General features: G+C 57.3%; 16 protein-coding genes, 1 tRNA gene, 3 pseudogenes and 1 CRISPR repeat array (1 of these 21 cut by a window edge). Of the genes and pseudogenes, 3 read left to right on the forward strand and 17 right to left on the reverse strand.

The window, feature by feature from the left end:
* Positions 1 to 140: direct repeats of the CRISPR family, unit length 32 nt; unit sequence ATTTCAATCCACGCTCCCGTGAAGGGAGCGAC (it extends 6,114 nt beyond the left edge of the window).
* A 443-nt stretch (positions 141 to 583) separates the two neighbouring features.
* The 10 genes from cas2 to DKK75_RS06635 all read right to left on the reverse strand — a co-directional run bounded on the left by cas2 (position 584) and on the right by DKK75_RS06635 (position 11,518).
* Entirely contained in the window at positions 584 to 874 is a 291-nt protein-coding gene (cas2, locus tag DKK75_RS06590) for a CRISPR-associated endonuclease Cas2 (RefSeq protein WP_180335456.1), read from the reverse strand.
* A 12-nt stretch (positions 875 to 886) separates the two neighbouring features.
* Complete coding sequence (gene cas1c, locus DKK75_RS06595) at positions 887 to 1,909, reverse strand: type I-C CRISPR-associated endonuclease Cas1c (protein WP_258333187.1); 1,023 nt, start codon at positions 1,907 to 1,909, stop codon at positions 887 to 889.
* A gap of 68 nt (positions 1,910 to 1,977) precedes the next feature.
* Entirely contained in the window at positions 1,978 to 2,679 is a 702-nt protein-coding gene (cas4, locus tag DKK75_RS06600) for a CRISPR-associated protein Cas4 (protein ID WP_258333188.1), read from the reverse strand.
* Positions 2,680 to 2,689: 10 nt separating this feature from the next.
* Entirely contained in the window at positions 2,690 to 3,622 is a 933-nt protein-coding gene (gene cas7c, locus DKK75_RS06605) for a type I-C CRISPR-associated protein Cas7/Csd2 (protein WP_110452642.1), read from the reverse strand.
* A complete protein-coding gene (gene cas8c, locus DKK75_RS06610; RefSeq protein ID WP_110452643.1) occupies positions 3,615 to 5,408 on the reverse strand; it encodes a type I-C CRISPR-associated protein Cas8c/Csd1 in 1,794 nt (597 codons plus the stop codon). The genes cas7c and cas8c overlap by 8 nt, the downstream gene beginning before the upstream one ends.
* Positions 5,405 to 6,061: a type I-C CRISPR-associated protein Cas5c gene (gene cas5c / locus DKK75_RS06615; RefSeq protein WP_110452644.1), complete on the reverse strand. Its 657-nt coding sequence runs from the start codon at positions 6,059 to 6,061 to the stop codon at positions 5,405 to 5,407. Before cas5c ends, cas8c begins: the two co-directional genes overlap by 4 nt.
* A 45-nt stretch (positions 6,062 to 6,106) precedes the next feature.
* A complete protein-coding gene (gene cas3 / locus DKK75_RS06620) occupies positions 6,107 to 8,251 on the reverse strand; it encodes a CRISPR-associated helicase Cas3' (protein WP_110452645.1) in 2,145 nt (714 codons plus the stop codon).
* Positions 8,238 to 8,486: a hypothetical protein gene (locus DKK75_RS06625; protein ID WP_110452646.1), complete on the reverse strand. Its 249-nt coding sequence runs from the start codon at positions 8,484 to 8,486 to the stop codon at positions 8,238 to 8,240. Before DKK75_RS06625 ends, cas3 begins: the two co-directional genes overlap by 14 nt.
* A gap of 1,324 nt (positions 8,487 to 9,810) precedes the next feature.
* Positions 9,811 to 10,116 carry a hypothetical protein gene (locus DKK75_RS08220; RefSeq protein ID WP_110452647.1) on the reverse strand — a complete coding sequence of 102 codons (306 nt, stop codon included), beginning with the start codon at positions 10,114 to 10,116 and terminating at the stop codon, positions 9,811 to 9,813.
* 925 nt (positions 10,117 to 11,041) lie between these two features.
* Positions 11,042 to 11,518: a holo-ACP synthase gene (locus tag DKK75_RS06635; RefSeq protein ID WP_181414494.1), complete on the reverse strand. Its 477-nt coding sequence runs from the start codon at positions 11,516 to 11,518 to the stop codon at positions 11,042 to 11,044.
* Positions 11,519 to 11,676: 158 nt separating this feature from the next.
* Here DKK75_RS06635 and DKK75_RS08150 point away from each other — a divergent pair, with 158 nt between their 5' ends.
* On the forward strand, positions 11,677 to 11,835 hold the full coding sequence (locus tag DKK75_RS08150; RefSeq protein ID WP_181414495.1) for a hypothetical protein: 159 nt from the start codon (positions 11,677 to 11,679) through the stop codon (positions 11,833 to 11,835).
* Between the two features lie 52 nt (positions 11,836 to 11,887).
* Here the strand turns inward: DKK75_RS08150 and DKK75_RS06640 are convergent, their stop codons facing one another.
* Positions 11,888 to 12,187 carry a hypothetical protein gene (locus DKK75_RS06640; RefSeq protein ID WP_110452648.1) on the reverse strand — a complete coding sequence of 100 codons (300 nt, stop codon included), beginning with the start codon at positions 12,185 to 12,187 and terminating at the stop codon, positions 11,888 to 11,890.
* A gap of 833 nt (positions 12,188 to 13,020) precedes the next feature.
* Here DKK75_RS06640 and DKK75_RS06650 point away from each other — a divergent pair.
* Positions 13,021 to 13,452, forward strand: a complete 432-nt coding sequence (locus DKK75_RS06650; protein ID WP_110452650.1) for a hypothetical protein — start codon at positions 13,021 to 13,023, stop codon at positions 13,450 to 13,452.
* A gap of 1 nt (position 13,453) precedes the next feature.
* A complete protein-coding gene (locus tag DKK75_RS06655) occupies positions 13,454 to 13,843 on the forward strand; it encodes a hypothetical protein (RefSeq protein WP_110452651.1) in 390 nt (129 codons plus the stop codon).
* 311 nt (positions 13,844 to 14,154) lie between these two features.
* Here the strand turns inward: DKK75_RS06655 and DKK75_RS06660 are convergent, their stop codons facing one another.
* From DKK75_RS06660 to DKK75_RS06670, 6 genes and pseudogenes are all read right to left on the reverse strand, one after another.
* The gene (locus DKK75_RS06660; RefSeq protein ID WP_110452652.1) at positions 14,155 to 14,679 is read right to left on the reverse strand and encodes a hypothetical protein; all 525 of its coding nucleotides are present in this window, start codon (positions 14,677 to 14,679) and stop codon (positions 14,155 to 14,157) included.
* A 226-nt stretch (positions 14,680 to 14,905) separates the two neighbouring features.
* Positions 14,906 to 14,979: transfer RNA gene (locus DKK75_RS06665), tRNA-Gly, on the reverse strand.
* A 226-nt stretch (positions 14,980 to 15,205) separates the two neighbouring features.
* Positions 15,206 to 15,436 carry a hypothetical protein gene (locus tag DKK75_RS08065; protein ID WP_146208628.1) on the reverse strand — a complete coding sequence of 77 codons (231 nt, stop codon included), beginning with the start codon at positions 15,434 to 15,436 and terminating at the stop codon, positions 15,206 to 15,208.
* Positions 15,437 to 15,977: 541 nt separating this feature from the next.
* Positions 15,978 to 17,999 (reverse strand): annotated as a pseudogene (locus tag DKK75_RS08430) (beta-ketoacyl synthase N-terminal-like domain-containing protein); the annotation flags it as partial.
* A gap of 74 nt (positions 18,000 to 18,073) precedes the next feature.
* Positions 18,074 to 18,923, reverse strand: a pseudogene (locus DKK75_RS08435) (hypothetical protein); the annotation flags it as partial.
* 173 nt (positions 18,924 to 19,096) lie between these two features.
* A pseudogene (locus tag DKK75_RS06670) lies at positions 19,097 to 25,334 on the reverse strand (fatty acid synthase subunit beta domain-containing protein); the annotation flags it as partial.
* Positions 25,335 to 25,360: the final 26 nt, after the last annotated feature.

Consider the following 25,360-nt stretch of genomic DNA (forward strand, 5'->3'; position numbering starts at 1 on the left):
GGAGCGACTCACGTCGATGGCCGCATGGACTTCAGGGGTCATATTTCAATCCACGCTCCCGTGAAGGGAGCGACTGCTGGATGTGTGGCAAAGCTTCCAATTCGACGTATTTCAATCCACGCTCCCGTGAAGGGAGCGACTGCTCAATGATACATCCCTTGACCAATATATGGTCATCTTTTAATAGTAAGCGAGTTCCTACAGCCGAACCTACGTACACGGATTCTGTCTCTAGCCGAGCAATTGAGATAATGCCTCAAATCGACAACATCACTATTTAATTATCAAACAACCGTCCATCTGTTTCACTAAAATTCTAGCTTTCTTCGCATCTACAGACCTCTGCCTGAGAATTTAAACAACTCGGCTCTCTAAAACATGCGAAATTAAGACTGAATATCATATAGAAGCAACAATTCGTAGCGCGAAGGATCAGACAGATATATGATTGCTAACATTTCGCGCCACTGAGAATTCACAATAACAGTCAGCATACTGCACTGTTTACAGAATTACACTAACCTCTCAGCCATCGTCTAATTTCGTGGCACAAACAATACAGTACAACCGAAGCCTAGTGATTCTATAACATCATCACTTGGTCAACAGGAATATGCCGCCTCACCCCGTAATAATGGATTCTTCGAGAATATCTGGCACCCAGGTCGTACATGATCAAGCTGTCTTCCTGAGGGTCGATCAGCGTCATTAGCCGCTGTTTTAGGAGTTCACGGTCTGCAGGAGTAACCACGCATTCAAACACACTATTTTGCACACGCTGCCCAAACTTCATGCACTCATGGCCGACCTGCCGCAACCGCCTCCGGCCAGCCGCCTCACAGGTGTCGACATCATAAGCAACAACCACCATCATTATTCTTCCACCCTACTTCCAAAACATTGGCGGATAGGCATCCATGTCCCCACGTATGTATCTAGCCAGCAATAGTGCCTGCACATAGGGCACTAAGCCCCAAGGCACTTTCTCCTTAAGAAAGGGGTGCATGATTTGCTCATTTTTACGCTTCTGCCAGGCAGAGAGCACCTGCTTCCTCCCCTTGTCGTTAAGATAAGTTCCTCCGTTCTCTCGAACCTCAAAATCTCCAGCCTTAACCACGTGGGTGTTGACCAGGGACAAAGCCAGCCGATCCGCGAAGACGGGACGCAATTCTTCAACAAGATCCAGGGCCAAGGAAGATCTACCCGGCCTGTCTGTATGCAAGAAACCGACATAAGGGTCAAGGCCGACACCTTGAAGTGCAGAACGACAATCTCCGGAAAGCAGCACATAGATAAATGAGAGCAGGGCATTCATTCTATCCATCGGTGGCCTTCGGCTGCGTTGCTCGAAGTAGAAATCATCCTTGTTCGTGAGGATGAGATCATCAAAGGCATAAAAGTAGCACTTGGCGGCATCCCCCTCCACACCGCGAACCGAATCCGCCGTCTGGCAGTCGTCCAATTCCCGCATAGCTGCCAACAGACGGGCGCTCTGCTTTTTCACGCGAGGTACGTTGATCCGTAAAGCGTGGTCTCGGGTAGCACGCTCCAGCACCTGTCGTGCATTGAATATCTTGCCCATGACGAATGAAGCTGCAATCGAACAGACCTCATTATCGTCATCGGCCATATGGTACTGACGGCGTCGCAAAAGCACATTTCTGTTAGCCTCTCCAAGCACTGACCCATAGTATTTGCCCTGAGGGGAGTAGAAGGCGAATGAGACACCAAATTCATTGCACTTGCCCAGTAAGGCTGGCGAAGCACCCTTGTAACTGAAGCAAAGAATAGACTCCAAGGCACGCAGAGGTATCCGTCCCATGACGCGATCGCCCTCATTCACCACAACGTTCTCCTGCTCTAGGGAAAGGTAGGCATCCTCTGTAGTGACAAACAAGGTGTTTAACATCTGTCTCAATGGATCATCGCTTCCCTCCGGCGCTTTTCCTCAATAAACTCTCATTGCCCAAGTTACCCCTACAACTCTTTCAAGGTCTTTCGAATGTAGTCAGCAGCGGAAGACTTATGCACAAGTTCAGGCAGACAGATATCTTTCAATGAGCATGACCGGCACCCCGTCTTTGGCTTCACCTTGGGAGTATGACCTCGCCGATAAAGGTCCCGCATCTGCGCCAGATCATGGACTACCTGAGCGCGAAGATCATCATTGAGTTCGACCACTTCACGGCGCTTGGTCCGTTGATAGAACAATGCCCCCTGGCTGATGCTGCAGGAGAGCATTTCTTCCAAACACATGGCTTCGCCGCACAATTGCAAACGGTCAGCATTATTGACCTTGCTAGAACCATGCTTGTACTCAATAGGATAGGGTGTCCACCGCCCTCTTCTGCCCGTCAATGAAACCCCATGCTGGGCTGCGTGAAATTCGACGATGTCACAATCGCCGACGACTCCCAACTTTCGGGAGAATACGCGCAGATCGCGCAGTATCAAGGTATCGCCGCGTTTTTCGGAAGCATGGTAGTCGTGGGCACGTCGATGTTCGAAGTCTCCTGCATACGTTCTAGTGTTGTCACGCCATTGCTCCTCTATGTGGATCAATGCCCATTGGCGCTTGCAGAATTCGAAATGCTGAATACCAGACAGGGCCAGCCATTCATCCTCAGGATATTCGGCCGACCCTGTGGCCATGGACAAGTCCATGGAATCATCACTCATTGCAGTAAACTCAGCCATCCACCATTTCAGTCAGTTCGACCGACTGCGGAATAGCTGAAGTATCGACCGTCACATCGTAATCCGAGAAGCTGCGCGGAGTCTCAACTTCAGGCTTATGAGCCACGTGAATGCTATCGAACAGCTTATAGGAGGGGGCATCGCCAAGATCGTTGCTATGCTTGAAGACATAGAGTTTGCGAACGGCCATCTTGCCCCTGGCCGCGGAATGATCGAACTCAAACATGTTGAGAATGGCCTGCCAAAGCATGGCCAGGTCTTCTTCGCTAAATCCGGTGGTCTTTTGTGCCAGCTTGGCATTCACATAGCCATCAGCACGGTATAAGCCGTAAGGGACGATGGACTTGTTGCCCATCTCATTGTTCTTGTTCTCTTGGTCTTTTTCCGTAGTAATGGCCACCCTGGTGATGGTGACGGACTGCGGGAAAATCGGATCGATGGATCTCGAGAATCCAAGTTGCACAGGACCACGCACCTGGCCACAAGCCAACCCGCCCTTGACGAAGGTGGTCATCACCGCACCAAAGGTCCTGATATCGAAGAAATTGGAGCACATGTAATCGAGGATTAATCTATCCAGTTCGCCGTTTTCCTTCTTGGCCTTCTTTAAGGTCTTCCCGATACTGTCCACATCAGGATTCCCATTGACACCAACCGCTTTCAGCGCCTCATCATCAAGGCGATTCAGCGGAACCTGCTGCTTGATATAAATACGCCAGGGCGCCTTATCCCCGTTAATCAGCTGCACATAGTTGCGTATCTTCCTCTTCAGGCAAACGTCAGTAACAATTCCAATCCCGGTCTCACTATCGGTTCGTGGCATATTGCCTGATTCCGGATCACCGTTGGGATTGCCGTTCTCAACATCATAGAGAATGGAAAAATCATACCTATTTTGGATTGCCTTGGCAGTTTGCTCACTCATTTACAACTCCTTCTTCCTTGTCGGTTTCCTTATTGTCGTCTTTGTCCTTGCCCTTGTAGCGCTCCTGAGTCTCGAAATAATATCCGAGCTGGAAAGAACCCTGTTCAGGCAGAGATAATCTCGTCGGGAAGTTCTCGCCGATTCTGGTCATCAAATCTGCGATGCGCTTTGTATAGTAAATGCGCGTTCCCGTCGACAGTTTTCGCAGGTGCTTTTTCGCCAAATCACCCAAGTGCGGGAAAACTACGGCTGGCATGGTCGATGCATTGGTGAAGAACCGGTCACCAATCGTGGTATTGATACCAGGATTCGCTGCATGTTGTATGTCCTCATACAGGGCGAACAGTCGTCCTAGGACATAGGGCACATTAGTGCTTTCTTTGTTGATGGACACTTGCAATACCTCCTTAGGGCATTGGTTGTTTGGGTGACGGAGAAAATACGCTTTGATGATTGCCGCCTTGGCGCGAGGCACGTCATGTTCAACGCCAATGCGCTTCTCAACAGCAGTTAGGAGCGACGTAGGATAGGGCACACCTGTAAGAATGGCCTTAAATAGGTCAGAAACTGTATGAGGGGAAGCTGGTATCCTCTTTTTCCCACCAGTGGCGGACGGTACAGTTTGCGCAAGGAGCATCCACACAGGCAGGTCACGACGCTTATCAAATTTCGGGCGTTCGATATCCAGATCTTCATAATGCCGACGTACATGCTCCATGTAACTGCCATAGGTGTCCTTCAAGAAGAAGGACACCGAAAGCCTGGCAGCATTAGGGGCAAGTCCAAGGATGTAGAAATGCTCATCCGGATTAAGCCTGACACCATTAAAATTAACCGGGTTTCCTTTAGACAAAGCCGTGACAGTGGCTATCAGATCCTGTTGATCAACCCCTGCAGCGCCTTCAATGCACATGTTCATCTCAGCTGAGTACTCAGCCTGCCCTGATTCTGCCCAGGAGACAATTGTCAGGGAACCATCATTGACAGTTCTTGTATACTGGTCGTCCTTCAACACAGTATTTAAAGCTGTAGTGTAGGCAAAGGCTTCGCGTTTGCTCATAGGAGCATTTTGATCCTGCTTTTTGTTGTAGGAAAGATATGCTGGCGCATTGAAAGACACCAGTGCGGATCCACTGGATTGTGCGTTGCGGACGCCTCGGATATTTGGATGAGTAAGAGCAGGGACGACGGCTTGACCTGAAACAACACTTTGCATGGTTTCAGAACCAGCGGCCGCCTGACCACTGTCTTTGTCACCCGAAGAGAACCATGAATCCCAATATTTTTGCATGGTCGGGTTTTCAGATAAAGGTAAACCATTGCGGCAGAGGACGAAATTACCGGTCAAGGCCTTCTTCCATTCCCCTTCGCCCAATTTCTCCTCGACAACTGTCGCTTGAGGTGTACGGGAGAAGAAAGCAAGCACTGCTCGAGCTTCATTTTCATCGGCATTCGCGAGCACCTGACGATGCAATTCAGCAGCAGCCACAAAGCGCTTGGCCGCCTTGTTCGTTGCACCGTTGGCATCTGCGCCTAGCAGGTAAGAGGAGTTGTCACAGAGGAAATTGGCCCGAATTTTCACTGTCCGCAGTGCATGTGCTGGAACAGGCATCATACGTCTGAACTGCTTATTCTTTGTCAATGTCCCAAACGGAATGACATGGGTTATGGACCCATCATCCGCTATGTCCAGTCCCCACGGAACGTTTTCAACGCTGTATCCATACCTCGGGGCCTGGCCAGCCTCCACCAGCCGATCGTAAAATCTGACTAGTTCGCCAATCATGAGCTCACCTTCGGATCAGTTGCATCCAGCACACCGTTAACCAGCTCAGCCCTGAAAAACATAGGTTGCGGATCCGCAGGATCTCGATAGTCCATGTCATATAACATGTACCCCAGATCCCGACGACCATTTTCGAATCCCTTGGGCTGACCCTTATCGGCATCCCAAAGCCGAAAATCGACAGGGAACTCCCGTGTCCCAAAATAAGGGTGATGATAGTATTGCCCGTTCTGAGCCCGTCTATTGAACATGCTGATGAACTTAGCCGGCGTATCCCCTTCAGCTGCTTTGCTATTCATATCAAAGTGCGCCTCAATCACATAGTGAACATCTCGCAGAATGGTGGAGGCACGCTGCTGAATGTCCGATGAAGTATAGATCGCGCTGTCTTTGGACGGATCATTGATCATCGACCGGATAGTATCGGCCGATATCACGCTGCTGACCTCATTGCGACGAACACTGGTGAATCTAATGGGATTCATAACCACAATCCTGTCAATTCGCCAAACCATGCCTGGATGCCAAAACACAGCCTCCAGAATCCCTCGCGCGGCCGATGGCGTCATCACGTCGTACGAGACCCTCTCTACTTTCATTTCCGGTCTGGTGAAGAGGGCGTACGGACCCCAGACCTCAAGTTGTACTGTCATTGGTCTCCTTTCCTGTTGCCGACATTGTTAATTGCGTTTCAGTCATCAATACTGCAGACCGTTTTGAGGCAGCTGATCTTCATCGACTTGCAGCCCTGTAGCACTGTCGTACATGCCCATGTCCAGCAGAATAAATGCATCGTCATCCGACTTGGCACCATGCGCCGCCAGAGCGGATATCTTTCCGGCCTCTTTGAGTCTGTCCAACTGCCTCGGCCAAACATTGACCGCGTACCGACCCAATCTGCGGAACAACCCTCGCGTATAGCAACGAGGATCAGTCAGTTGGGCGCACAAGTCGCTCGCTTCTTCATTGACTGGTATATAGACGGGTACAGTTGGCGTATCAATCAGCTTGAACCGCTCAGCAATCTGAGCGAACGGCATACGGCATCCTGATATTCCACGCTCATGAGCCTTGAGAATCTGCCGCTGATCGAGACTCTCGTCCCCACGCATTCCAAAGAGCCTGGTGAAATATTCATGAATCGCTTTTGAGGATGCCAGGTCAGAATTGCCTTCCCGCACCAATTCGAAAGCCAGCATATTCTGTTTCAAAAATGAAACCTGGCCCTCATCAGTCGAAAAAACATGAACCAATGAGACATCCGCGTCACGTCGACCTTCTCTATTGCAACGGCCAGCTGTCTGAAGGATCGAATCAAGACCAGTCTGTTCCCTATATGCCTCAGGGAAATCAACATCCACTCCAGCCTCTATCAGAGACGTGGATACTACCCTGCAAGAGTCTCCATGGACGAGACGATCCCGTATTTGCTTCAGCAACTGTTCCCTGTCATAGGCACATTGCAGTGTAGTCAGGCAGAAAGTGCCCTCTTCAAAGCCATGCTTTCGCACCACTCCGGAAATGTACTGCGCTTCCTTACGTGTGTTGACCACGCACAGAACCTGATTATGCCTTTCTATCGCTGCGGCAATCTCATCCATGTCCTTATGACCGTCATCGACGATTCGGTTGCGCCGGAATTCCGACCGCTCCTTTTCGCTCAATGGGGCAATTTCAGGGATGATCAGATTTGGGCGTTGAAGAGCATGGGCAAACAGATCCTGTAAGGCCGGCTGTGTTGCAGTGCACAATACCGCGGTGACGTGATAGTTGGTAACCAATTCAGCTATGGCCTGCACACATGGTCTCAGCTGAGGCAAGGGCAGTGTCTGGGCCTCATCGAAGATCACAGCAGAGTTGGCTATGTTATGAATCTTCCTGAGTTTAGAGGCCTTGTTAGCGAACAGACTTTCGAAAAACTGCACAGCAGTAGTTACGATAACTGGCATGTTCCAGTTCTCGGCCGCAAAACTGCGATGCAGATCGTTTGCGGTAAGCTCGTTTTCTTCTTTTAATTGGAAAGCTGCATCTGCATAGTGCGGCAGAACTGCATCTGGCCCAAGGAGGGTTTCGAATTCCTTTACTGTCTGGTCAATGATTGACGTATAGGGTACGACGTAAATCACCCTATCCATATGATGCGTTTTGGCGTGTTCAAGTGCGAAAGTGAGAGAGGAATCAGTTTTGCCGCTGCCTGTAGGAGCGGTCAGCGTGTATAGACCTGGTTTCCATTCGGGATCGGCTCCGCAGGTAAGGCATTCACGCAATATGGTATTGCGCTTTTCATTTAACGACGTACTCGCCTTCGTCGACAGGAAAGATCCAGCCCTGCGCTCCATAATTTCAGCAAGCTCCGCGATTCTGACCGACTGATACTCACGCATCTGCTCAGCCAGCGCCTTGCTTATTTCACGTAATTCCTGCGAAGGCGGCATGATAGAGCTGGACAGACGATCAGGACCGAGATCCTGAAGCAGCTGCTCGAGGAATGGCGCTTCGTCGCGCTCTACTTTGCCATTAACAAAGAACTCAGCATCCAAGCGATCCGCATCCACTAGTGCTGATTCGTGCATACGAATACGCATCATATCCGAGAAATGCGAGCCCAAAGAAGCAAGCGGTTTGACTTCGGGAAGAGTAATCTCATCTTTCCAATGCGAGGCATCAGGGTTAGGACGCTTAATTCTGCCAACCAAGGTGCTTGAATTCTCAGTATCAATACGATTGCCAAAATCCGGCAAACCAGCATGATGTCCTGCAATGGCAAACGTGGCTTCTTGAAGATGAAGCTTATACGCTACTTTCATCCCGCATGAAGAGTGATTGACGCTACTGCTCATCATAGGCCTCCCTGATCATCCTCTGGAATTCATCCGAATACTTGCCTATGTCGTGAAGAAGACCTGTGTCCAGACCCATATCAGCCTGATCCTGGTCATACAGATAACCGGCCAGCCTACCAGCGAAGGCCGCATCGAGACATCCCGTCATCACCAGGTGCTGCACACAGACTTCGAAACCATGATCTTTCGAGGTGCGGGCCAGATACTCGTCAACCTCGCCACCTTCAGCTGTCATGCGATCATCTCTTCCCGACTTCGGTCATTATTGAGCGGTCGCGCTTTATTGAGCCAAATCCAAGCCACCAATCGACATGCACAAAGCAGTTTCCCGCAGCTGAACGCAGAATCATCAATCATCGCCCCATCTCCTTCGTATAGGCGATTAATTCATAGACTAATATAAAAATAAATTATTTTTTCCAGAAAGTCAACTTTGGTTATGTAGTAATACTTTATAGCTGGACATTCCATGAACCACATTCGGAAAAAGGCTTTCGCCCCCTCCAGAAAAAGAGGCTCATCGGATATAGCCGATGAGCCCTCGATGTGGAAATAACTACGTAACCGTTTCAACCCTCGCCTCAAGGCGACTATCTGTCCATAAATACCAATGCTTACAAACACCAAAAATAATGGAAAATGAAGCACAAACCGGCTACAAACATGAGCATGCAACTAGGCACACCTTGTTAGAACCGATCCGTATCACATTACGGACGCGCTCTACTCTACTCCTCACAGCACAAGCACTTGATACGTTCATTGACCTTATTCGTCATCTACACGACGACGGTACCCCACAGGAGACATGCCCACCTTGGACTTGAGGTGCTACAAACCGGATAGCTTGAAATATCCACAATTGGGGGTTATACGGTCGACAGGCTTGGAGGAATTGCTGAGCATGCTTCGAGCTGTATTGATTCGCGCGTCCATGGCATAGGCATGAGGCTATAACAGGTTGCTTTTTTGAATACTCTAATAAAGCTGCGCCCCCTAGGCCAGTCATAGCGGCAAACTGATGAAGTTCGAGGGACTCATCGAGATGATTGGCAATATATGTCATCACGTTTTGAATGTCATGACCGCTCCTGTCAACGTCATTCTGCCCCACCGGCACATCAACGAACCAGGCCAGAATGTCCGTCACATATTTCACAAGTATTGTTTCGGATAAATAAGTGCCGGAGCGAAATTTTTTGTAAATGATCTTAATCGGATGCAACGCCTTTTCTTTCCGCTCCAAGGCAAAGATTGGCCCTCGCTTGGCAATTATCTGCTAACAATAGAACCGGGCTGCCTGACCATCGCAGTGCATCCAAAACATCACTGTCGACCCCCCACAGACTGATAGCGATGGTATTGGAACAATTCAAGAGTACAAACTGCCCACCATGAGCAACGCCTTGCATGACATTGGTACGCACTATGCGCTGATCTGATTTCAAATACATGATTTGAAAACTGGGATATGTGCCGCGCTCGGCGCGATGACCGTCAAGCATATAGTAAGACCTTCTTGGCATTGAGACTGCGAGCAAGGTAGGCATGCTTGGCATTTACTTGTTTATGAGGCCCAGGCCCTGCAGCAGAGTGCTCAGAAATCCAGGGATTACCTTATTCGAGATAGCAAAACCAACGATAACGACCGCCACGAAGACGACGATGCCTATTAGCTCGTCCCGCTGCCGTTGGCGGTGTTCAGCCTCACGCGCTGCAGCCATCTTCTTGCGATAAACAACCGGACAGGTCGTTCCCGGACGATGACGATGTACGGGACACTCTGGATCGTACTGACACATAGCATCAGCATAAGCCTCCTCGCCAGATCTATGCACTGACACTTGCCCGTAAATCTTGTTCATCTCTTTCTTATCTTGCTACCAACATCATCCTTTCCTAGCTACGCCACACAACCTCAATATTGGAGACGATCTAATAAAAGCCATGTTTAGCGGGTTTATATGCAGCAAAACAGATCATTTGAAAACGCATTATTTATTCCCATCAAAAATAAGAGTGAAGATGTAAATTCGACTGAACCGAACGAAGTGCTTCCTTTGCCAGCATCATCAACGAATCCAGAAACACAAGCAGCGAGCGCATGTATACGAGCACCAAAGTTCACAATAAAGAGACGAAAAAACATTGACTCATCAACAGACAAGCCCAGGAACACATATTCCATCAATTTGTGTGCGCTTGAATCAACAAAGCTAATCCACATAGATACTTGTCGCTAGATATGAATGATGCAGCTTTCAAATCATCTACTTCACGAATCTGCATCCAGTCTGGAAAAGCGAGCAATAGCAGAGGACCCTCAGATAGAGCTGTTTTGCATAGCCATTTGAAATCACCGCGGTTCTTAACTTTCAATCATTGTGTGCTGAGCCCGCTAACCATTCCTTCTGAAGGCTTTGAACCCGGAGCCAGCGCAAAGAAGTGAGCCTAGGATGATGGCGTTCCCCCCGTCCTGTGATCAATTCTACCTCGATAGATGCTGGGGGCACTTCTAGATGACCGCGTCACGGATATCTTTTTCATAAGATCATCCCCACCAATGCGGGGAACACGTCTCAAGAAGAGGCTGTAAACAGTCTACACAGCAGCCGTGGCCAATCCTCAGAACCACGCCTATAGCCTGTACTGCACACCGCTAGCCATGTGTGAAACCTTGAGTACTCGAAACGACTTCAACGAAATCGAAGCATCATCCCGTCTGCAAACTGCTCTTTGGATAGGCTAACAAGCCAGTTAGGAATTCATCCAGACTCCCCATGTCTTAGCCTAGTTCCAGACACACCTGCACAGAAGCACAACCGCCGAAGCAACCGGCCCGTCATGGCTGAGAGCAATGTGCCAGCACAACTGCACTCGGTCGAACTGACCACCGGTCAGATTCATAGAGTCATAGAGCCTGGCTTCTACGTTGGACTCTAGATGAACGCTCGGCCGACCCCGGCCGTCATCCAGGACCTCGACCCCGCTCCAGGGGAAATCATCCAGACCATAGGGCGAGGGCTCAGGTCCCAGCGCCTGAGACCAGGCCTTGAGCACCGACTCCTTGCCAGCCCAGCGCACCGCCAAGTGCGCCGCCATATCGTCATGCTTGAGCAAGGCCCGCTGCTCAGCCTGCCGCCGCTCCCGTGCCGAGAACAAGCCTGTCATGCGCGTGCCGGGCATAGCCAGCTGCCGACCGAACTCCTTCAGGTCGACCAGGTCATGCCCCAACCCCAGCACCTGTCCAAAGCCGGCATCTTCCATATGCCCGAGTATGCCCCTCATCGGCCCCTGCAGCAAATCATCCAGGCAGAACAGACCATGCAATCCAGGGGCCTGATCAACGATCACCGCGTCTTGCACAAATAGCCCTAGGAGGGAATAAAACAACAAAGGAACAGAGCTGAGCAAGGAGGGAAGGCATGAATGAGGAGAGGAGTAGTGAGACCCTGCCATATCTCATGGAGCGCAGTCAGTGCCCTTCCATTGAGTCCGTAAAAGAACTTGTATCAACACTATCTCCATTCTCATTGAAGAACATCATTCCAGTCATCTCAGGAATAACTGCATTCCCGGTCTGATGACCTGGTAATGGCTCGGAGCGGACAGGATGCGAGAAGCTTTCTCCAACTTTCATCTTGCTGGATTGCCCGGCTGGACGAATCTGATCACTGTGACTTGGCTCAGATGCCAGTTCTTCTGCAGGACGAGCAGAACGCATCCTCTCTTCTGTCCAGTATCCTGCCGCGTCAATGTCTTGAGGCGACGATCGTAAAGAAGAAATGGTCGGTGCATCCATTGAGACTGGCTGGTCGCTGCAGTGTCTCCCAGTGCAGGCTGCACGGATACCTGAGCTGGGGAGATTACGAAACCCAGCAGCATCACGCCCAAGAACATCATGAAGGTTCCTATGGTTAATGATCGCTTCATCATGGCACTCATCCTTGAGTAGCTCATTAAGATCCTCTCTGATTTTAACATGTGAGTCACGCCTCCAAAAGAGGCTTTAGCAAACGGTATCTGCCATATCTCCGACCTGCTGGAAGATCAGCGGGCGGAGCCCACCGTACGCAAAAACCGAATCAATCCAAAACATGCAATGCATTAAGGGGAGATGCGGAACAGGCCAACGTAACATTCCAACACGCTAGCGCAGCAGATTTTCTACATCACTTTCGGGCGTACCCGCTAACGCAAACGTCGACTTATCAAATCCTGCGTCCAAGTGGAGCGAGCGACGGGAATCGAACCAGCGTAATCAGCTTGGAAGACTGACTACATACTGCACCTCACGCATTGCAAGGCAAATCATAACTCATGCTCATATGCCCCAAATATACCCTTAACGGTATCTGTGCTCTATATCTTTTACAGTCTTCTCGGTGGCTCCGTATCGTATTGCGGCAAGATCAACTCTGATCTGCTTATGCATGACGGCCGGGCGCTCGCGATCCTGTCGGCTGAGACCGGCCTGCTGCTCCTGGTCGATGACCTAGTCGAGGCGCTTGAGCAAAAGGAAAGTCGGCCGCTCCCGCTCGCCCTCCGAAGCGGGTGTGTAGCCAAGGTGGTTGTCGAGGATCTGGGAGATGTCATCAGGGGTATAGGCCATACCTGGATGATAGGCCAGGTTTATATGATGATATGGGCAGGGCCGGGAGGTCGCCCCCCCAATGCGAGGCGTCTGACGAGTGTCTCCATCCTGCATCACATCGATAAAGATGTAATATGGGCATCGGCAAGGGGTACACACAACTAAGGAGGACAAGATGGCACTTTGCCGCATCACCTACAGGTGCGGGCATACGGACACAGTGGAGATCAAGGGCATCAACTGGTTCGGGAGGCGCAAGAAGAAGATCGCCCGGTACAGGACCACCGACTGCCCAGCCTGCTGGGCGGCGAAGGTCCGCTGGGAGCTCGATGGCCTGCCCGCGCTTGAAGGCAGCGACGAGCAGGTGTTTCGCGCCGCCGACATACGCGAGAAGATCGTGGAGATGCTGATGAGGATGGAGGACGAGGCGCAGAAGGACCACGACGCCCGGGACAAGCACAGGGCCACCGAAGAGCAGACAGCATTGGCCGCCCGCAGAATCGCCTGGCTCAAGGCCCAGGCATCCGCATCATGGTGGATCGACCACCAGTACGCCATCGACGCGGTCAAGGCCGCCCAGCAGGCCCTGGCCAACAAGGAGGCCTGACATGACCATGATCACCATCGCGGAGTACGCGGCCATGCACGGACGGGCCGAAGTCTCCGTCCGGCAGATGGCCAGCAGGGGCGGCCTGCGCACCGCCCGCAAGAAAGGCCGCAACTGGATGGTCGACTCCGAGGAGCCCTACCCCGACCGCCGTCGGCGCATGAGCGTGGCCCCCACCAGGGAGGGTATGGACGCGCAGCAGCGCCGGCACAAGCTCAAAATCGCCCAAGCCCAGCAATACAGCAGAGCCGGCGAACTCGACGGGGCTTTCGCCGCCAACTCGAATCGGATCCCGGCCGAACTGGCCGACCAGCTCACCCCCGAGCAGCTTGGCTGGATAATGGACCTCCTGGCTGATGCCTACACGGACGGGCAACGGCACCCCGACTAGGAGTGCCTCCAAGCCGACGGCGACTGACGGCCCGGAGGCAACCAGGAGACCAGCGTCCACCCTTGTGGAAGCTGACCTGGTCTCGCTTGTCCATGCTCCCCATCCTCCAGGCCGAACAGGTGCGCATGCGAGCGGCCCCAGCCGCGTAGGTCATGCACCCGCCAGATTCGCCCGTCCGGGTAGCGCAGCGCCCAGTCGGAAGCAACTCTGTTAAGCGAACCACGTTGGCTGGCAGGGCCGGCCATGATCAGCCTGCGATTGGCCCGGACTCTCCCCCACGCAGTCGTCCGAGGCTACGCTCCACAGACCGTTTATCCTGCTGCCAGGAGCCGTGGATGATCGAGACCTCCTGGTACCGCTGCAGCTCGTGCATGACCATGATGCTGTGGACGCCGTTGCGGGTCACCAGCTCTGACGAGGTGAGGGCGAAACGCTCGCCCTGCCACATGAGCGTCCGCGAGCGCGCTGCGCAGGCGGATGTAGGCGTTCAGGGCGGTCTTGCTGCTACGGTCCCGCATGATCTTGTTGCCCATCTCCCTGACGCGCCAGGGCACGAGGTCTTCGAGTTGCACGCTGCCGATGACGGCAATGATGTTCCTGCAGTCGCTCCGGCAAGTTTCGTAGACGCGGGTCTTTACCATGGGTCGCTTGTACCCGTTGAGCCATCGGCCGAGCCGGTCGCGCAGCAGCGGCGATTTGCAGGTCTTGATCTTTCCTGTCCGCTGGTATTCGGCCAGCGCGTCCTCGAATTTCTCCCGCGCCTTGCTCCTGATCCGGTCGCTTTTGTCGAACCTGCGGCGCTTGCCGGTGGCTGGGTCGAGGGCAGTTCGCGGCACAATGCCAGCAGCCTTTCCCGTCCTGTTACGACCGTTATACCTATGCGGTGCCTGGCAGGCCTTGTCGCTGTAGTCTTCCGAGCACCTCCGTGTGTACCCTATCGCGTACCCATTTAGCCCGTAAAGTGCCGGATACTGGGGAAAATCTCGCTCAGTCAGGCCCGATCCTGACCGCTCCAAATTGGTAGGGAACCCGCTAAGAATGACGGGATATCAACGATAATCGTGGAGCGGGCGACGGGAATCGAACCCGCGTAATCAGTTTGGAAGACTGAGGCTCTACCATTGAGCTACGCCCGCAAAGCCGTCGGCTCGGTACAGAGCATAGCACATAGGCCAGCCGAAACATGCAGCAAATTGATCATTGCGCGGTTTCATTCAGCAATAAACCTATGCAGACATCACTGGGCAGAACCTTGGCGCGACACGGAAACCCACGCTGATTGGCCCTTCCCACAAACTGACTTTGAAGGTCGGTACAGAAATCCTGGCCGCCCGCCGACCAGGCCCGACCCGGGCAGTTCATTCACCTTAAATAAGGAATCGTGCCGTCACCAGCATCGATTCGATGAGTATTTATGGATTCACCCCCAAGCACACGCCGGTTATGACGACAGTCGCCAGCCGCTGGACCCTCGATTCGATTGCCTGAACTGACGATATCAACATCCAGTACATGTTCCAGCCTGTAAGAGTCACGCCCACAGCAGAAGAGGAAAAGTACCGGCGTGGCTATGGCGTTCAGGCTTCTTGCCATGGGTATTATTGCAGCAAAACGCAGCCGCAGGATTTTCATAAGAGCGGCCACTGATACTTAGCGCGAGTAAGAGGCCGGACCACTCCCGCAAGATAAGTCCGGCCATTCGGGTGGCCCAGCAATAACCCCAAGTAAAACCTGGGCCACCTATTTATTTTTATACCATTTTGTTAACAGGGTCCAATCACAGTCAGAATGTAAGAACCGCCTGCCCCTCAAGCAGCACTGAAGCAACCCCATTTACAGACAGCAGACAAAACCCTAATGCGCAGCACGTTTTCATCGCTCCGATGCCGATATAGCTCATATGCCTGTAAGGAACCCTCTACGCATAGGTCATAGGGCACGGCAAAGGCTAATCATAGCCAAGCCCGTCGTACCTAGGGACACAACAAAAGGAAGATAAGCCGCTAAGAGCCCCAGCAAAGAAGGAGGTGAGCCATCTGGCCCACCTCCCCCCTGATCAGTGCGGTGATTGAACTCTCACCGATTTCCCATTCCCCACTGCGGAGGACGGAGAATTGACCAATTCAGGATGCTCTCAGCTCCGGTCATAGTAGCCGTCAGCACCCAGACGGGCCTGGGGATCCAACAGCATGGCCTTCTCGACCTCATGACCCACATACCCGTGGCCGTCCTCATGGAAGCGACGATTGTCGATGGGCTCGTAGAGCGGGGCCCGACCCATGCGACCCTCCTCCAGACGGCGCTGACCGGCAGCCAGACGGTCATTAGCACGGCGACGCCACTCGTCCAGAGCCTCTTGGCCGGAAGTCTTGAGCACAGCCGCTTCAAAGGCTCCAGGGCTGACGATGACCCCGATGCCGGAGACATGGCCGAAGCCCAGAGAGGTGACCAGTCCGGCCTTGACCCTGCCCACCTTCAGAGGCTGCTCCAGCCAGACCAGATGATCGTCGCGTCTTAAGACCGGATCCACGCAGTCCAGGGAAGCATTGGCCGGGATGACTCCGGACCGGAAGAGCTGGGTGAGCCCGTTGATCTGGAAGATGCAGGCGCCGCCCTTGGCATGGCCGGTCAGGCTCTTCTGGGAGATGACGTAGAGCGGGTTGCCGTCCGTCCGACCGATGGCGCGAGCCAGGGTGTTATGCAGCTCGGACTCGTTGGGATCGTTGGCGTTGGTGGAGGTGTCATGCTTGGAGACCACGGCGATGTCGTCGGGGTCCACGCCCAGCTTGGCCAGCGAGCGCACCAGATCCGAGTCCCTGCCGCCCATGCCGGCGGCCAGAGCACCCAGCCCAGGAGCTGGGATGGAGGTGTGAGCACCGTCCGCGAAGGAGTGGATGTACCCGACCACGCCAGCCACTGGCAGACCCATGCGCAGGGCGATGTCGCCACGGGTCAGCAGGATGGTCCCGCCGCCCTGGGACTCCAGGAAGCCCCCGCGCCGACGGTCGTTGGCCCGGGAGAAGAACCGGGGCTGGATGCCCTTGGCGTACATCTCGGCGGAATCGGCGGTGGCATTCATGTTGCCGAAGCCGATGACCGACTCCACGCCGATGTCGTCAATGGCGCCTGTGACCACGAAGTCCGCCTTGCCCAGGGCGATCTTGTCAGCGCCCTCCTCCAGGGAAACAGCAGCCGTAGCGCAGGCCGAGACCGGTTGGACCATGTTGCCGTATCCGCCGATGTAGGACTGCATGACATGTGCGGCCACCACATTGGGCAGAGCCTCCTGGAGGATGTCCGTGGGGATTTCCTTGCCCAGGAAGCGGTCCAGGTAGAGCTTGCGCATGGAGGCCATGCCGCCGAAGCCGGTCCCCTGGGTGGAGGCCACCTTGGAGGGGTGCACGGCCTGGAGGATCTCCACCGGGGTGAATCCGGCCGAAAGGTAGGCATCCACGGTGGTCACGATGTTCCAGAGGGCGATCTGATCCACGTCCCCGACCATGGAGGCTGGAATGCCCCACTTGACCGGGTCGAAGCCCTTGGGGAACTGGCCGCCTACGGTCCTGGACATGGTAGCCCGGCGCGGCACGCGGATACGAGAGCCGGGCCGACGGGTGACCGTCCACTCGCCGGACTGGTCATCCCGGGCGACGCTGGTGTGGTCCGGATCCTGAGCCACGTACTCCTCGGCCATATCCCTGGTAGGCACCGAGAAGGCCACGTCGTGATCCAGGAAGACGTCGACCTCCTCTTCGTTGGTGCCCTGGCGGTAGTCGGAGCCCATGCCGTCGTCGAAGGGACGAATGCCGGAGCGGGCCACCACCTGGTCGTGGTAGCGCTCGGCGATGTCCTGCTCGGGCACCAGCTCGCCGTCGGTGTCGTACCAGCCCGGCTTGGGGCTGTCCTGCCATTCGACCAGACCCATGTTCCAGGCCAGTTCGAGGACGGCGGCGGCGCTCAGGTCTACCTGACCATCCGAGTGGATGCCCATCTCGGCCTCGAAGCGTGTGCGGCCGGAACCCCAAGGGCCCATCTCGCCGATGGAGACGATGACGATCTGATCCTCGGGTCTGGCGGTCACGTCCTGCCAATCCTGCATATCCACCGGTGCCTGGGCAGGCACCTGGGGAGTGGGCAGAGCCTTGATGATCCGGCCTGGATCCCTGCCGGCAGCTTCGGACGCGTCCCCGGTCTGCTCCGGCGGAGCCGGTATCGACGAATCGTCAGTCCGGGCGGCCTCGGCCTTCAGGGCCTTGAGGTCCAGCGGGCTGGAGCCCAGGCCGCCGGTCAGATCAGCCCGGAGCGGGGCCTGGAGAGCCTGCTGACGAGCCTGAACGGTGCACAGCTCCAGCAGGGAATCGGCCATCTGCTCAGTGGAGTAGGTGTGGATGCCGTGGCGCTCCACCACCCGGACCAGCGGATCGTTGCCGCCCATGAGCCCGGTGCCCCGGACCCAGCCGATAAGCGGATGGGCGAAGGTGACCCGGCCGGACCAGTCCTGCTCGGGGCGGGAACGGTTGACGATGGCATCCAGGGCGGCCTTGACCTCCCCGTATGCCCCATCGCCCCCGAACATGCCGCGGTTGGGCGATCCAGGCAGGACCACATGCAGACGGTGATCCACGTCAGTGTCTGCCCCGATGCCGGCAAACCCGGCGATCTGGCGTTCCAGGCTCCAGAGCATGAGCCGGGCCTGGGACTCGAAGAGCCGACCCGAGTCGGCCATGGTCCCGTGCATGGCGGGGGCTGCGAAGGGCAGCAGGAGGGTGGGCTCGTAGGCTGGTTTGAGCACGGTGGTCGTAGCTCCCGTGGTCTTGCGCTGCTCATTGCCGACCCAGTTGACCAGGGCATCCACATCCCGGTAGCTGGACAGGTTGGCGGACACGATCCAGAGACGGGCGCCGCCCACGGCATGGCGGCGGTAGAGGTCGCGGGCCCAGATGACGGTCTTCGGCTTCAGGGAGTGGCAGACGGCGATGACCGTCGCTCCTCCCTCCAGCAGGCCGGCGGTCACAGATCCCGCGATGGACTTGGGAGCCACGCCGGTGACCACGGCCACGTCCTTGGCAAATCGCGTGGCGGTCTGGTCCAAGTCGGCAGGAGTCATGGCCTGGTCGGCGATGCCGCTGAAGACTCGGGCCAGATCCTGCTCACCGCGTTTGCGCGCCTGCTCGGCGTACCAGAAGGCCTGATCGCGCACCTCGCGTCCGGCTCCGACGAAGCTCAGGCGGCTGCGATCATCATCGTGCTCGTGGTAGATGTGAGCCAGATCCTCGCGAGCGCTGGCCCAGCGATCGTCGAAGAGGACGGCGCGTGAGGCCTCGAACCGTGGCGCCACCTGATCGGGCCAATCGCTGCCCAGCTCGGCATCGACAGCGGCCACGACGGCCGCGTCCTCATTCTCGCCAGGCTGGACGGCCGGCGGTTCAAGCCCCAGCTTGTCAAGCAGGAAACGGGCAGTGGAGGCCAGCACGCCGTCAGAACCGGTCACCTTGGCTGCGAAGGCATCCAGGGCGGCGGAGTCAACCACGGCACCGCCAGCGGCACCGCCTGCAGAGGGCATGGAGACCGTGACGCCATGTCGCTGGGCCACCTGCTGAACGGCCTGGTCGATCAGAGCATTGGCAGCGGCCGCAGTGGAGACTGCCTCGGTGGGCAGGAGCGCCAGGTCGCCGCCACGCGAGGAGGCGCCCTCGCGGGTGTCCAGGACCAGACTGGCAACGGTGGCCGAGACCCAGCCAGAACCCAGCTGCCAGACGTCGGAGACCCGCTGCTCAACCTGCTGCAGCTTGAGGCCGGAGGGGCCGAAGAGGTCGCGGATGCGCTCACGCACGATGTCGGAGAGCACCGGGCCGAAGGGCCGATAGTTCGGGGCCACCTTGTTCACCAAGGCACTCAGGTCGGTCATGCTGGCCTCGGCTGCGCCGTCCACGCTGGCCACGCCAAGCTCGGAGCTGATGTCCATCAGCAGCTGGTTGCGTCTGGAGGAGACGCCATTGGTCAGCGTGTCGGTGGTATCGGTCTGCCCGATCTGCTCGGGACGGATCTTGGTGGCGTAGGCCAGCAGGACGGCGATGGCGTCCGAGGCCTTGAAAGGCAGGTCGGCTACATCGGCAGCCGATGGACCGCCGGTCGCCGGAGCCGGAGCCGGAACCGAGTCGTCGGCTGCTGCAGGGGCAGAAGCCGGAGCCGGAGCCGGATCTGGTACGGGGGCTGCCGCGGCAGTCTGAGCTGAATCGCGGCTGGAGTCCTGGACCAGAGCTGCGGGCTCCTCCACCGGGGCCATGGGATCGGTGTCGGTCAGATAGACCCGGCTCTCATCCCTGCCCAGGTTGTAAACGTTCACGTGACGCTCGCGGAAGTCAGGCAGTTTCAGGGTCTTGGTGCCCAGATTGGCCAGAGTGGGCGAATGGCCCAGCCCTACCTCGATCAGCTGCTCCACGCCCAGGCCGCCCTGTTCGGGAGCGTCGAACATGATCGCCTGGGTCTCGATCCAGCGCACAGGAGAGGCGAACTGCCAGGAGAGCAGCTCGGTCAGCAGCAGACGGCCCAGCTTCTGATCGTCGGCCGCATACTGGTCCCAGACCTGAGGATCGTCCAGAGCCTGCTTGATGCGCTCGGAAGGAACCACCTCCAGGATGGAGGCGGCGAACTCCTTGCTCATCTGGAAGGGCCGCGCAACCAGGTTGGGAATGTAGCGGCCCTCTAGGCGGGAGTAGTCGATGTGCGCGGGCAGCAGGGCATCCAAGGTATCGCGGAACTCGGGCACCCCCTTGCGCAGCAGAGTGGAGTGGAAGGGCACGTCAATGCCGGGCACGTACATGAAGGCCGGCTTGCCGCCCGCCTCCTTGGCCCGACGGTTGGCGTCGGCTCGCAGATACTCCAGACCGGCGATGGTCCCGGCCACGGCGTATTGCTGGCCAGCCAGGTTATAGTTGACGATCTCCAGGAATTCGCCGCACTCCTTGGACACGGACTCCACGTACTGCTTGACGCCGGAATCGCCCACGCCGAACTGGTTGGGGCGAAGAGCGCCCATCCGGTAGTTGCTGCGCCCCTGCTCATCACGTTCGATCAGGGAGTGCATGGTGGACCCGCGATGGAAGACCAGCTCCAGAACCGTCTCCAGGGACATGACCCCGGCAAAGGAGCTCAGGGCGTTGTACTCGCCCAGGGAGTGCCCGGCAAAGTAGGCGGGCCAGATGTCCATGCCGGACTCGCGCAGGCGGGCGGTCTGGGCGAAGGCTACGGTGGCCAGCGCCACCTGAGTGAACTGGGTCAGGTTGAGCAGACCCTCCGGATGATGGTAGGTGACCCCTTTGGCGGTCAGGGTGTGCGGGTTGTCACGCACCACGGCCAGGATGGAGAACCCCAGCTTGCTGCGTGTCAGGGCGTCGGCCCGTTCCCAGGTCTCGCGGGCGGCCGGCGACTTGGACCGCTCGTCCAGGACCATGCCTTGCTGCTGAATCCCCTGACCGGGATAAACGTAGGCGGTCCTGGGGGCGCGGGCGATTGCCGTGCCGCGGGAGACCAGCTGGCCGTCGATCCTGCAGGTGACCTCCAGGACCAGCCCCCCGTGGCGGACCTTGCCCACGCGCTCCAGGCTGATCTCCACCTTGTCGCCCAGCTGGACCATGCCATACATGTTGTAGGTCCATCCGGCGATCTCGTAGTGGACGCCCTGCTCGTCAGTGGCCTGAGCCGCATATTGCGCGGTGGCAGACAGCCACATGCCATGCACCAGCGGTGCAGACAAGCCGGAGACCGCCGCTCCTCGCTTGGAGGTGTGGATGGGATTGAAGTCCCCGGAGGTGCGGGCGAAGGCGGTCATGTCCTTGGGGGCGGTGACGGTGACGCGACGCAGCAGCCTGCGGGGTGTGTCCACCGTGTCGGCGCGGATGCCGCCGTACTCGGGGGCCTCCAGAGGCAGCTGATCGCTGTAGGCGCGGCCACGGATAGCGAAACGCTCGACTTCGCGAGCCAGCACGGTCCCGTCCTGGGCGGAGTGGACCACGTGGATGGTCACCACCCGGCCGGAGGCTGACTCCTGATAAGGTTCGGCCCAGCTGGTTAGTTCGATCCGCTGGCCGGTATGCTTCAGCAAGCGTTCCTCGCTGACCTCCAGCTCGATCAGGTGGTCCAGATGGACCGCGTTGAGCAGTCCCTCGATGATGGGGAAGCCATCCACATAGACGGATCCCAAGGCTGCGTAGATGGCAGGCCAGGCCGGACCCACCAAGGCGTCAGGGGCGAAGCCGGAAGGAATCAACGCATCGGGCAGGGCGCCTCCGGTGGCCGCCTCATGGTCGAAGCCCAGGTTGGCCGCCAGAGTGTAGCTGGTGCGGGCCAGGCCGAAGGGATGGTCAGGGTCGTCATCGTCCTTTTCGATGACAGGCATGGCCTCCAGCTTGTCGCCGGTGATGGAGGTGTTGCCGATGCCGGCTGTATCGGCCAGCATGGCGTAGACATCCTTGGGCAGGCGGCTGCGGTCGACCACCGGGAAGAGACCGACCTGGTCGCTCTTGAGGGTCAGCGGCACGACGATGTCGCGCACCGCATGCCGGTCCAGGCCGCCATCAGGGTCATCGTCCCAGTAGGTGTCCAGGTGGATGTCCAGATCGTAGTGCTCGCCCTGATCGTCATAACCGGTGGCAGTGATGGTGTAGTTGGGGTCGTCCAGGGCTGTCCCGTAGGCCGGATTGGCCATCAGATGGCCTACCCAGGAGAGGTTGGGGCTGCGGCGGATGAACTCCTGCGCATCAGAGGCGCCCGCCAGTTGGCTGTAGGCCTTGACGGGACCGCTGCACAGATCGCGTACCCGGTCTATGGCCGCCTGCTCGAACCGTCCCAGAATGGAGGCCACCGGCTCGTCCACCGTGGTGATGCCAGCCACGGAGATGGGTCCAGGGATGGCCCTGACCGAGTCGGCACCGTAACGAGGATCCTCTGACTGCCAGAGCTGATCCTGACCCCACCAGCGCAGCAGATCATTGTCGATGACCGGCACGAAGGGCATGGGCTTGGGGTACTCGCGCACCAGAACGGGGAACCAGGCCACATCGGTAGGCACCACCTTGAGCTCGGCTGCCTGGGGATAGGCCTCGTGCAGTCGGCGAAGCGCCTGCTCGGGCTCAGCCACATCCTGCCTGGAGGCGAAGATGGAGTCGAACTCGCCGCTCTGACGCTTGCAGACACGGGCTTCGATGCGCCGCAGCAGGTGCAGGAAGCGGTCGATGTAGGTGTCGTCGGCCCAGGGGTATGACAGGTCGGCGAAGCGCTCGGCCCAGTCCTGGTAGGTCATGGTCTCCAGATCGCCGAAGTAGGGCTTGGCGGTCCTGTTCAGGGCCTCGATGATCTCTGCCCGACGGGTCTCCAGCTCCTCCGGGTGCTTCATGACCCGGACCAGCAGACGGCCGCACTCGGCGGAGGAGTTCTCCATCTCGTAGATGTCGGCGTGCAGATGGCTCAGGCCGGAGCCCACGCCTCCCACAGACTTGCCGCTGGACACCCACTTCTCGCCCATGGGAGCGAAAGGATCCGGATCAGGAGTGGAGGAGTCGATGCCGGGAGTGGCCACCAGGGCCCGCTTGATCTCAGGATTGGTGTGGGCCTCCTTGGCGGTCATGGCAGCCGTGCCGATCATGACGCCGTCCACGGGCATGTCCGGCAGATGATAGGCACGGGACCACTGGCCGCTGATATAGTCGGCCGCCCGCGCAGGGGTGCCGATGCCGCCACCGGCCACCAGGACGATGTTGGGGCAGGCGCGGACCTCGGCGTAGGTGGTCGAAAGCAGATCGTCCAGGGACTCCCAGGAGTGGTGGCCTCCAGCAGCGCCGCCCTCGACCTCCATCAGAATGTTGGTGGGGGCGACCTTGCGGGCGATGGCCACGACCTGGCGGATCTGGTCCACCGTACCAGGTTTGAAGGCCACGTAGGGAAAGCCCTCTTCGTTGAGCTGACGGATCAGGGTCACAGCCTCATCCAGCTCGGGGATGCCGGCAGAGATGACCACACCGTCGATGGGAGTGCCCGAGGCGCGCTTCTTGGGCACGATATGCTGGCTGCCGAACTGGAGGTTCCACAGGTAGCGGTCCATGAACATGGCGTTGAACTCGACCGTGCGGCCCTCCTGCAGCTGGTCCTCCAGCTGGGACACATGGCGGTCGAAGACCTCAGCGGTCACCTGGCCGCCGCCGGCCAGCTCGGCCCAGTAGCCGGCGTTGGCGGCTGCGGCCACGATCTCGGGCTCCACGGTGGTCGGGGTCATGCCGGCCAGCATGACCGGAGGCTTGCCGGTCAACCGGCTGAAGGCCGTCTCCACCCGGGGGCCAGCAGGAGTCTCAAGCAGACGGGGCGCCAGCTTGGACCAGTCCTGTGTCCGGCCCGGATCCTCCTCCATGGTGGACAGCTGCGCGCGCCGGGCCTGGTTGGAGGCCTCGACCACACCCACGCCGGTGCCCTGGACCAGGTTGTCCACCAGCTTGCCCAGGGTCTCGCCCGGGCCCAGATCCACCAGCCAGAGGGAGGCAGCATCCTGGTGGTCCATGACCTCGGCGATTCGGCCGGCCCAGTCGGCATGGTTGAGCAGGACCTCCTCGGCCAGAATCCGGGCGCGCTCGATGTCCAGACCACAGCGGGAGGCCCAGTCCACACTCAGATCCACGGCCTCCTTCATGAGCGGGGAATGGAAGGGCAGGGTCACATCCAGATACTCCAGAACCGGCGAGAAGGCAGTTCCGCCACGGACCTTGTCCTCGCGCAGTTGCCGCTGATGATCGCTCTCCTTGCCTGCCTCGATGGCGAAGGCAGCCAGATCCTCCGGATAGCCGGACAGGACCAGGTTGCGGTCCGAGTTGGTCACGGCCACGCTGATGGGGCCGCGAGCGCCAGGCACCCGGTCGACCAGGACCTCCACCTGATGGCGGGTGGCGCCACGCACCGAAAGCATGGGTGTGGCCTCACCCTGGCGATGGATGCCCAATCGACGGGCCTGACGGGTGCCAGCCGTGCCAATCAGCATGGCGGTAGCCAGAATCTGGTCGATGGCGGCCTGGGCGGCCTTCATGGATCCGGCCGACTGGATCTCTTGGACCATGTGAACCCCGATGATGCCCTGGGAGTGCCCCAGCAGGGCTACCGGACGGGCTTGGGCCGCGTCGTAGCCCAGCTGGTCCATGTCCATGAGGGCACCCAGCTGCACCAGGGCGATGCCGGGCACGCTGACAGCCGCGTCGGCAGCCGGACCCAGCCTGACCGGGTCAGGCTTGTAGCCGAATAGATCCAGCTGACGGCCGTTAGTGGCCAACAGGTCGGGCTTGACCGCCCTGAGCAGGTCGGTGGCCGCCGCCATCCGCTCCCTCAGGGCCCTGTCGATGTCGGGATCACCCTGCAGGTCTGCCAGGGCCACGGTCCAGGGGTTGGACTGGCCGGCGAACATGAGCGCGTGCGGCTGCTCGGCGAGACGGTTGATGAAGAATGTACTGGTCATGATGTCCTATTCGTAGAGGTTTGGGG

Source organism: Bifidobacterium asteroides (assembly GCF_003202695.1).
Lineage (GTDB): Bacteria > Actinomycetota > Actinomycetes > Actinomycetales > Bifidobacteriaceae > Bombiscardovia > Bombiscardovia asteroides_G.

Excerpts from the sequence above, each read along its gene's own strand:
- cas2 (WP_180335456.1), bottom strand. The coding sequence starts at position 874 with ATGATGGTGGTTGTTGCTTATGATGTCGACACCTGTGAGGCGGCTGGC.
- cas1c (WP_258333187.1), bottom strand. The coding sequence starts at position 1,909 with ATGTTAAACACCTTGTTTGTCACTACAGAGGATGCCTACCTTTCCCTA.
- cas4 (WP_258333188.1), bottom strand. The coding sequence starts at position 2,679 with ATGAGTGATGATTCCATGGACTTGTCCATGGCCACAGGGTCGGCCGAA.
- cas7c (WP_110452642.1), bottom strand. The coding sequence starts at position 3,622 with ATGAGTGAGCAAACTGCCAAGGCAATCCAAAATAGGTATGATTTTTCC.
- cas8c (WP_110452643.1), bottom strand. The coding sequence starts at position 5,408 with ATGATTGGCGAACTAGTCAGATTTTACGATCGGCTGGTGGAGGCTGGC.
- cas5c (WP_110452644.1), bottom strand. The coding sequence starts at position 6,061 with ATGACAGTACAACTTGAGGTCTGGGGTCCGTACGCCCTCTTCACCAGA.
- cas3 (WP_110452645.1), bottom strand. The coding sequence starts at position 8,251 with ATGATGAGCAGTAGCGTCAATCACTCTTCATGCGGGATGAAAGTAGCG.
- DKK75_RS06625 (WP_110452646.1), bottom strand. The coding sequence starts at position 8,486 with ATGACAGCTGAAGGTGGCGAGGTTGACGAGTATCTGGCCCGCACCTCG.
- DKK75_RS08220 (WP_110452647.1), bottom strand. The coding sequence starts at position 10,116 with ATGAACAAGATTTACGGGCAAGTGTCAGTGCATAGATCTGGCGAGGAG.
- DKK75_RS06635 (WP_181414494.1), bottom strand. The coding sequence starts at position 11,518 with ATGGAAGATGCCGGCTTTGGACAGGTGCTGGGGTTGGGGCATGACCTG.
- DKK75_RS08150 (WP_181414495.1), top strand. The coding sequence starts at position 11,677 with ATGAATGAGGAGAGGAGTAGTGAGACCCTGCCATATCTCATGGAGCGC.
- DKK75_RS06640 (WP_110452648.1), bottom strand. The coding sequence starts at position 12,187 with ATGATGAAGCGATCATTAACCATAGGAACCTTCATGATGTTCTTGGGC.
- DKK75_RS06650 (WP_110452650.1), top strand. The coding sequence starts at position 13,021 with ATGGCACTTTGCCGCATCACCTACAGGTGCGGGCATACGGACACAGTG.
- DKK75_RS06655 (WP_110452651.1), top strand. The coding sequence starts at position 13,454 with ATGACCATGATCACCATCGCGGAGTACGCGGCCATGCACGGACGGGCC.
- DKK75_RS08065 (WP_146208628.1), bottom strand. The coding sequence starts at position 15,436 with ATGGCAAGAAGCCTGAACGCCATAGCCACGCCGGTACTTTTCCTCTTC.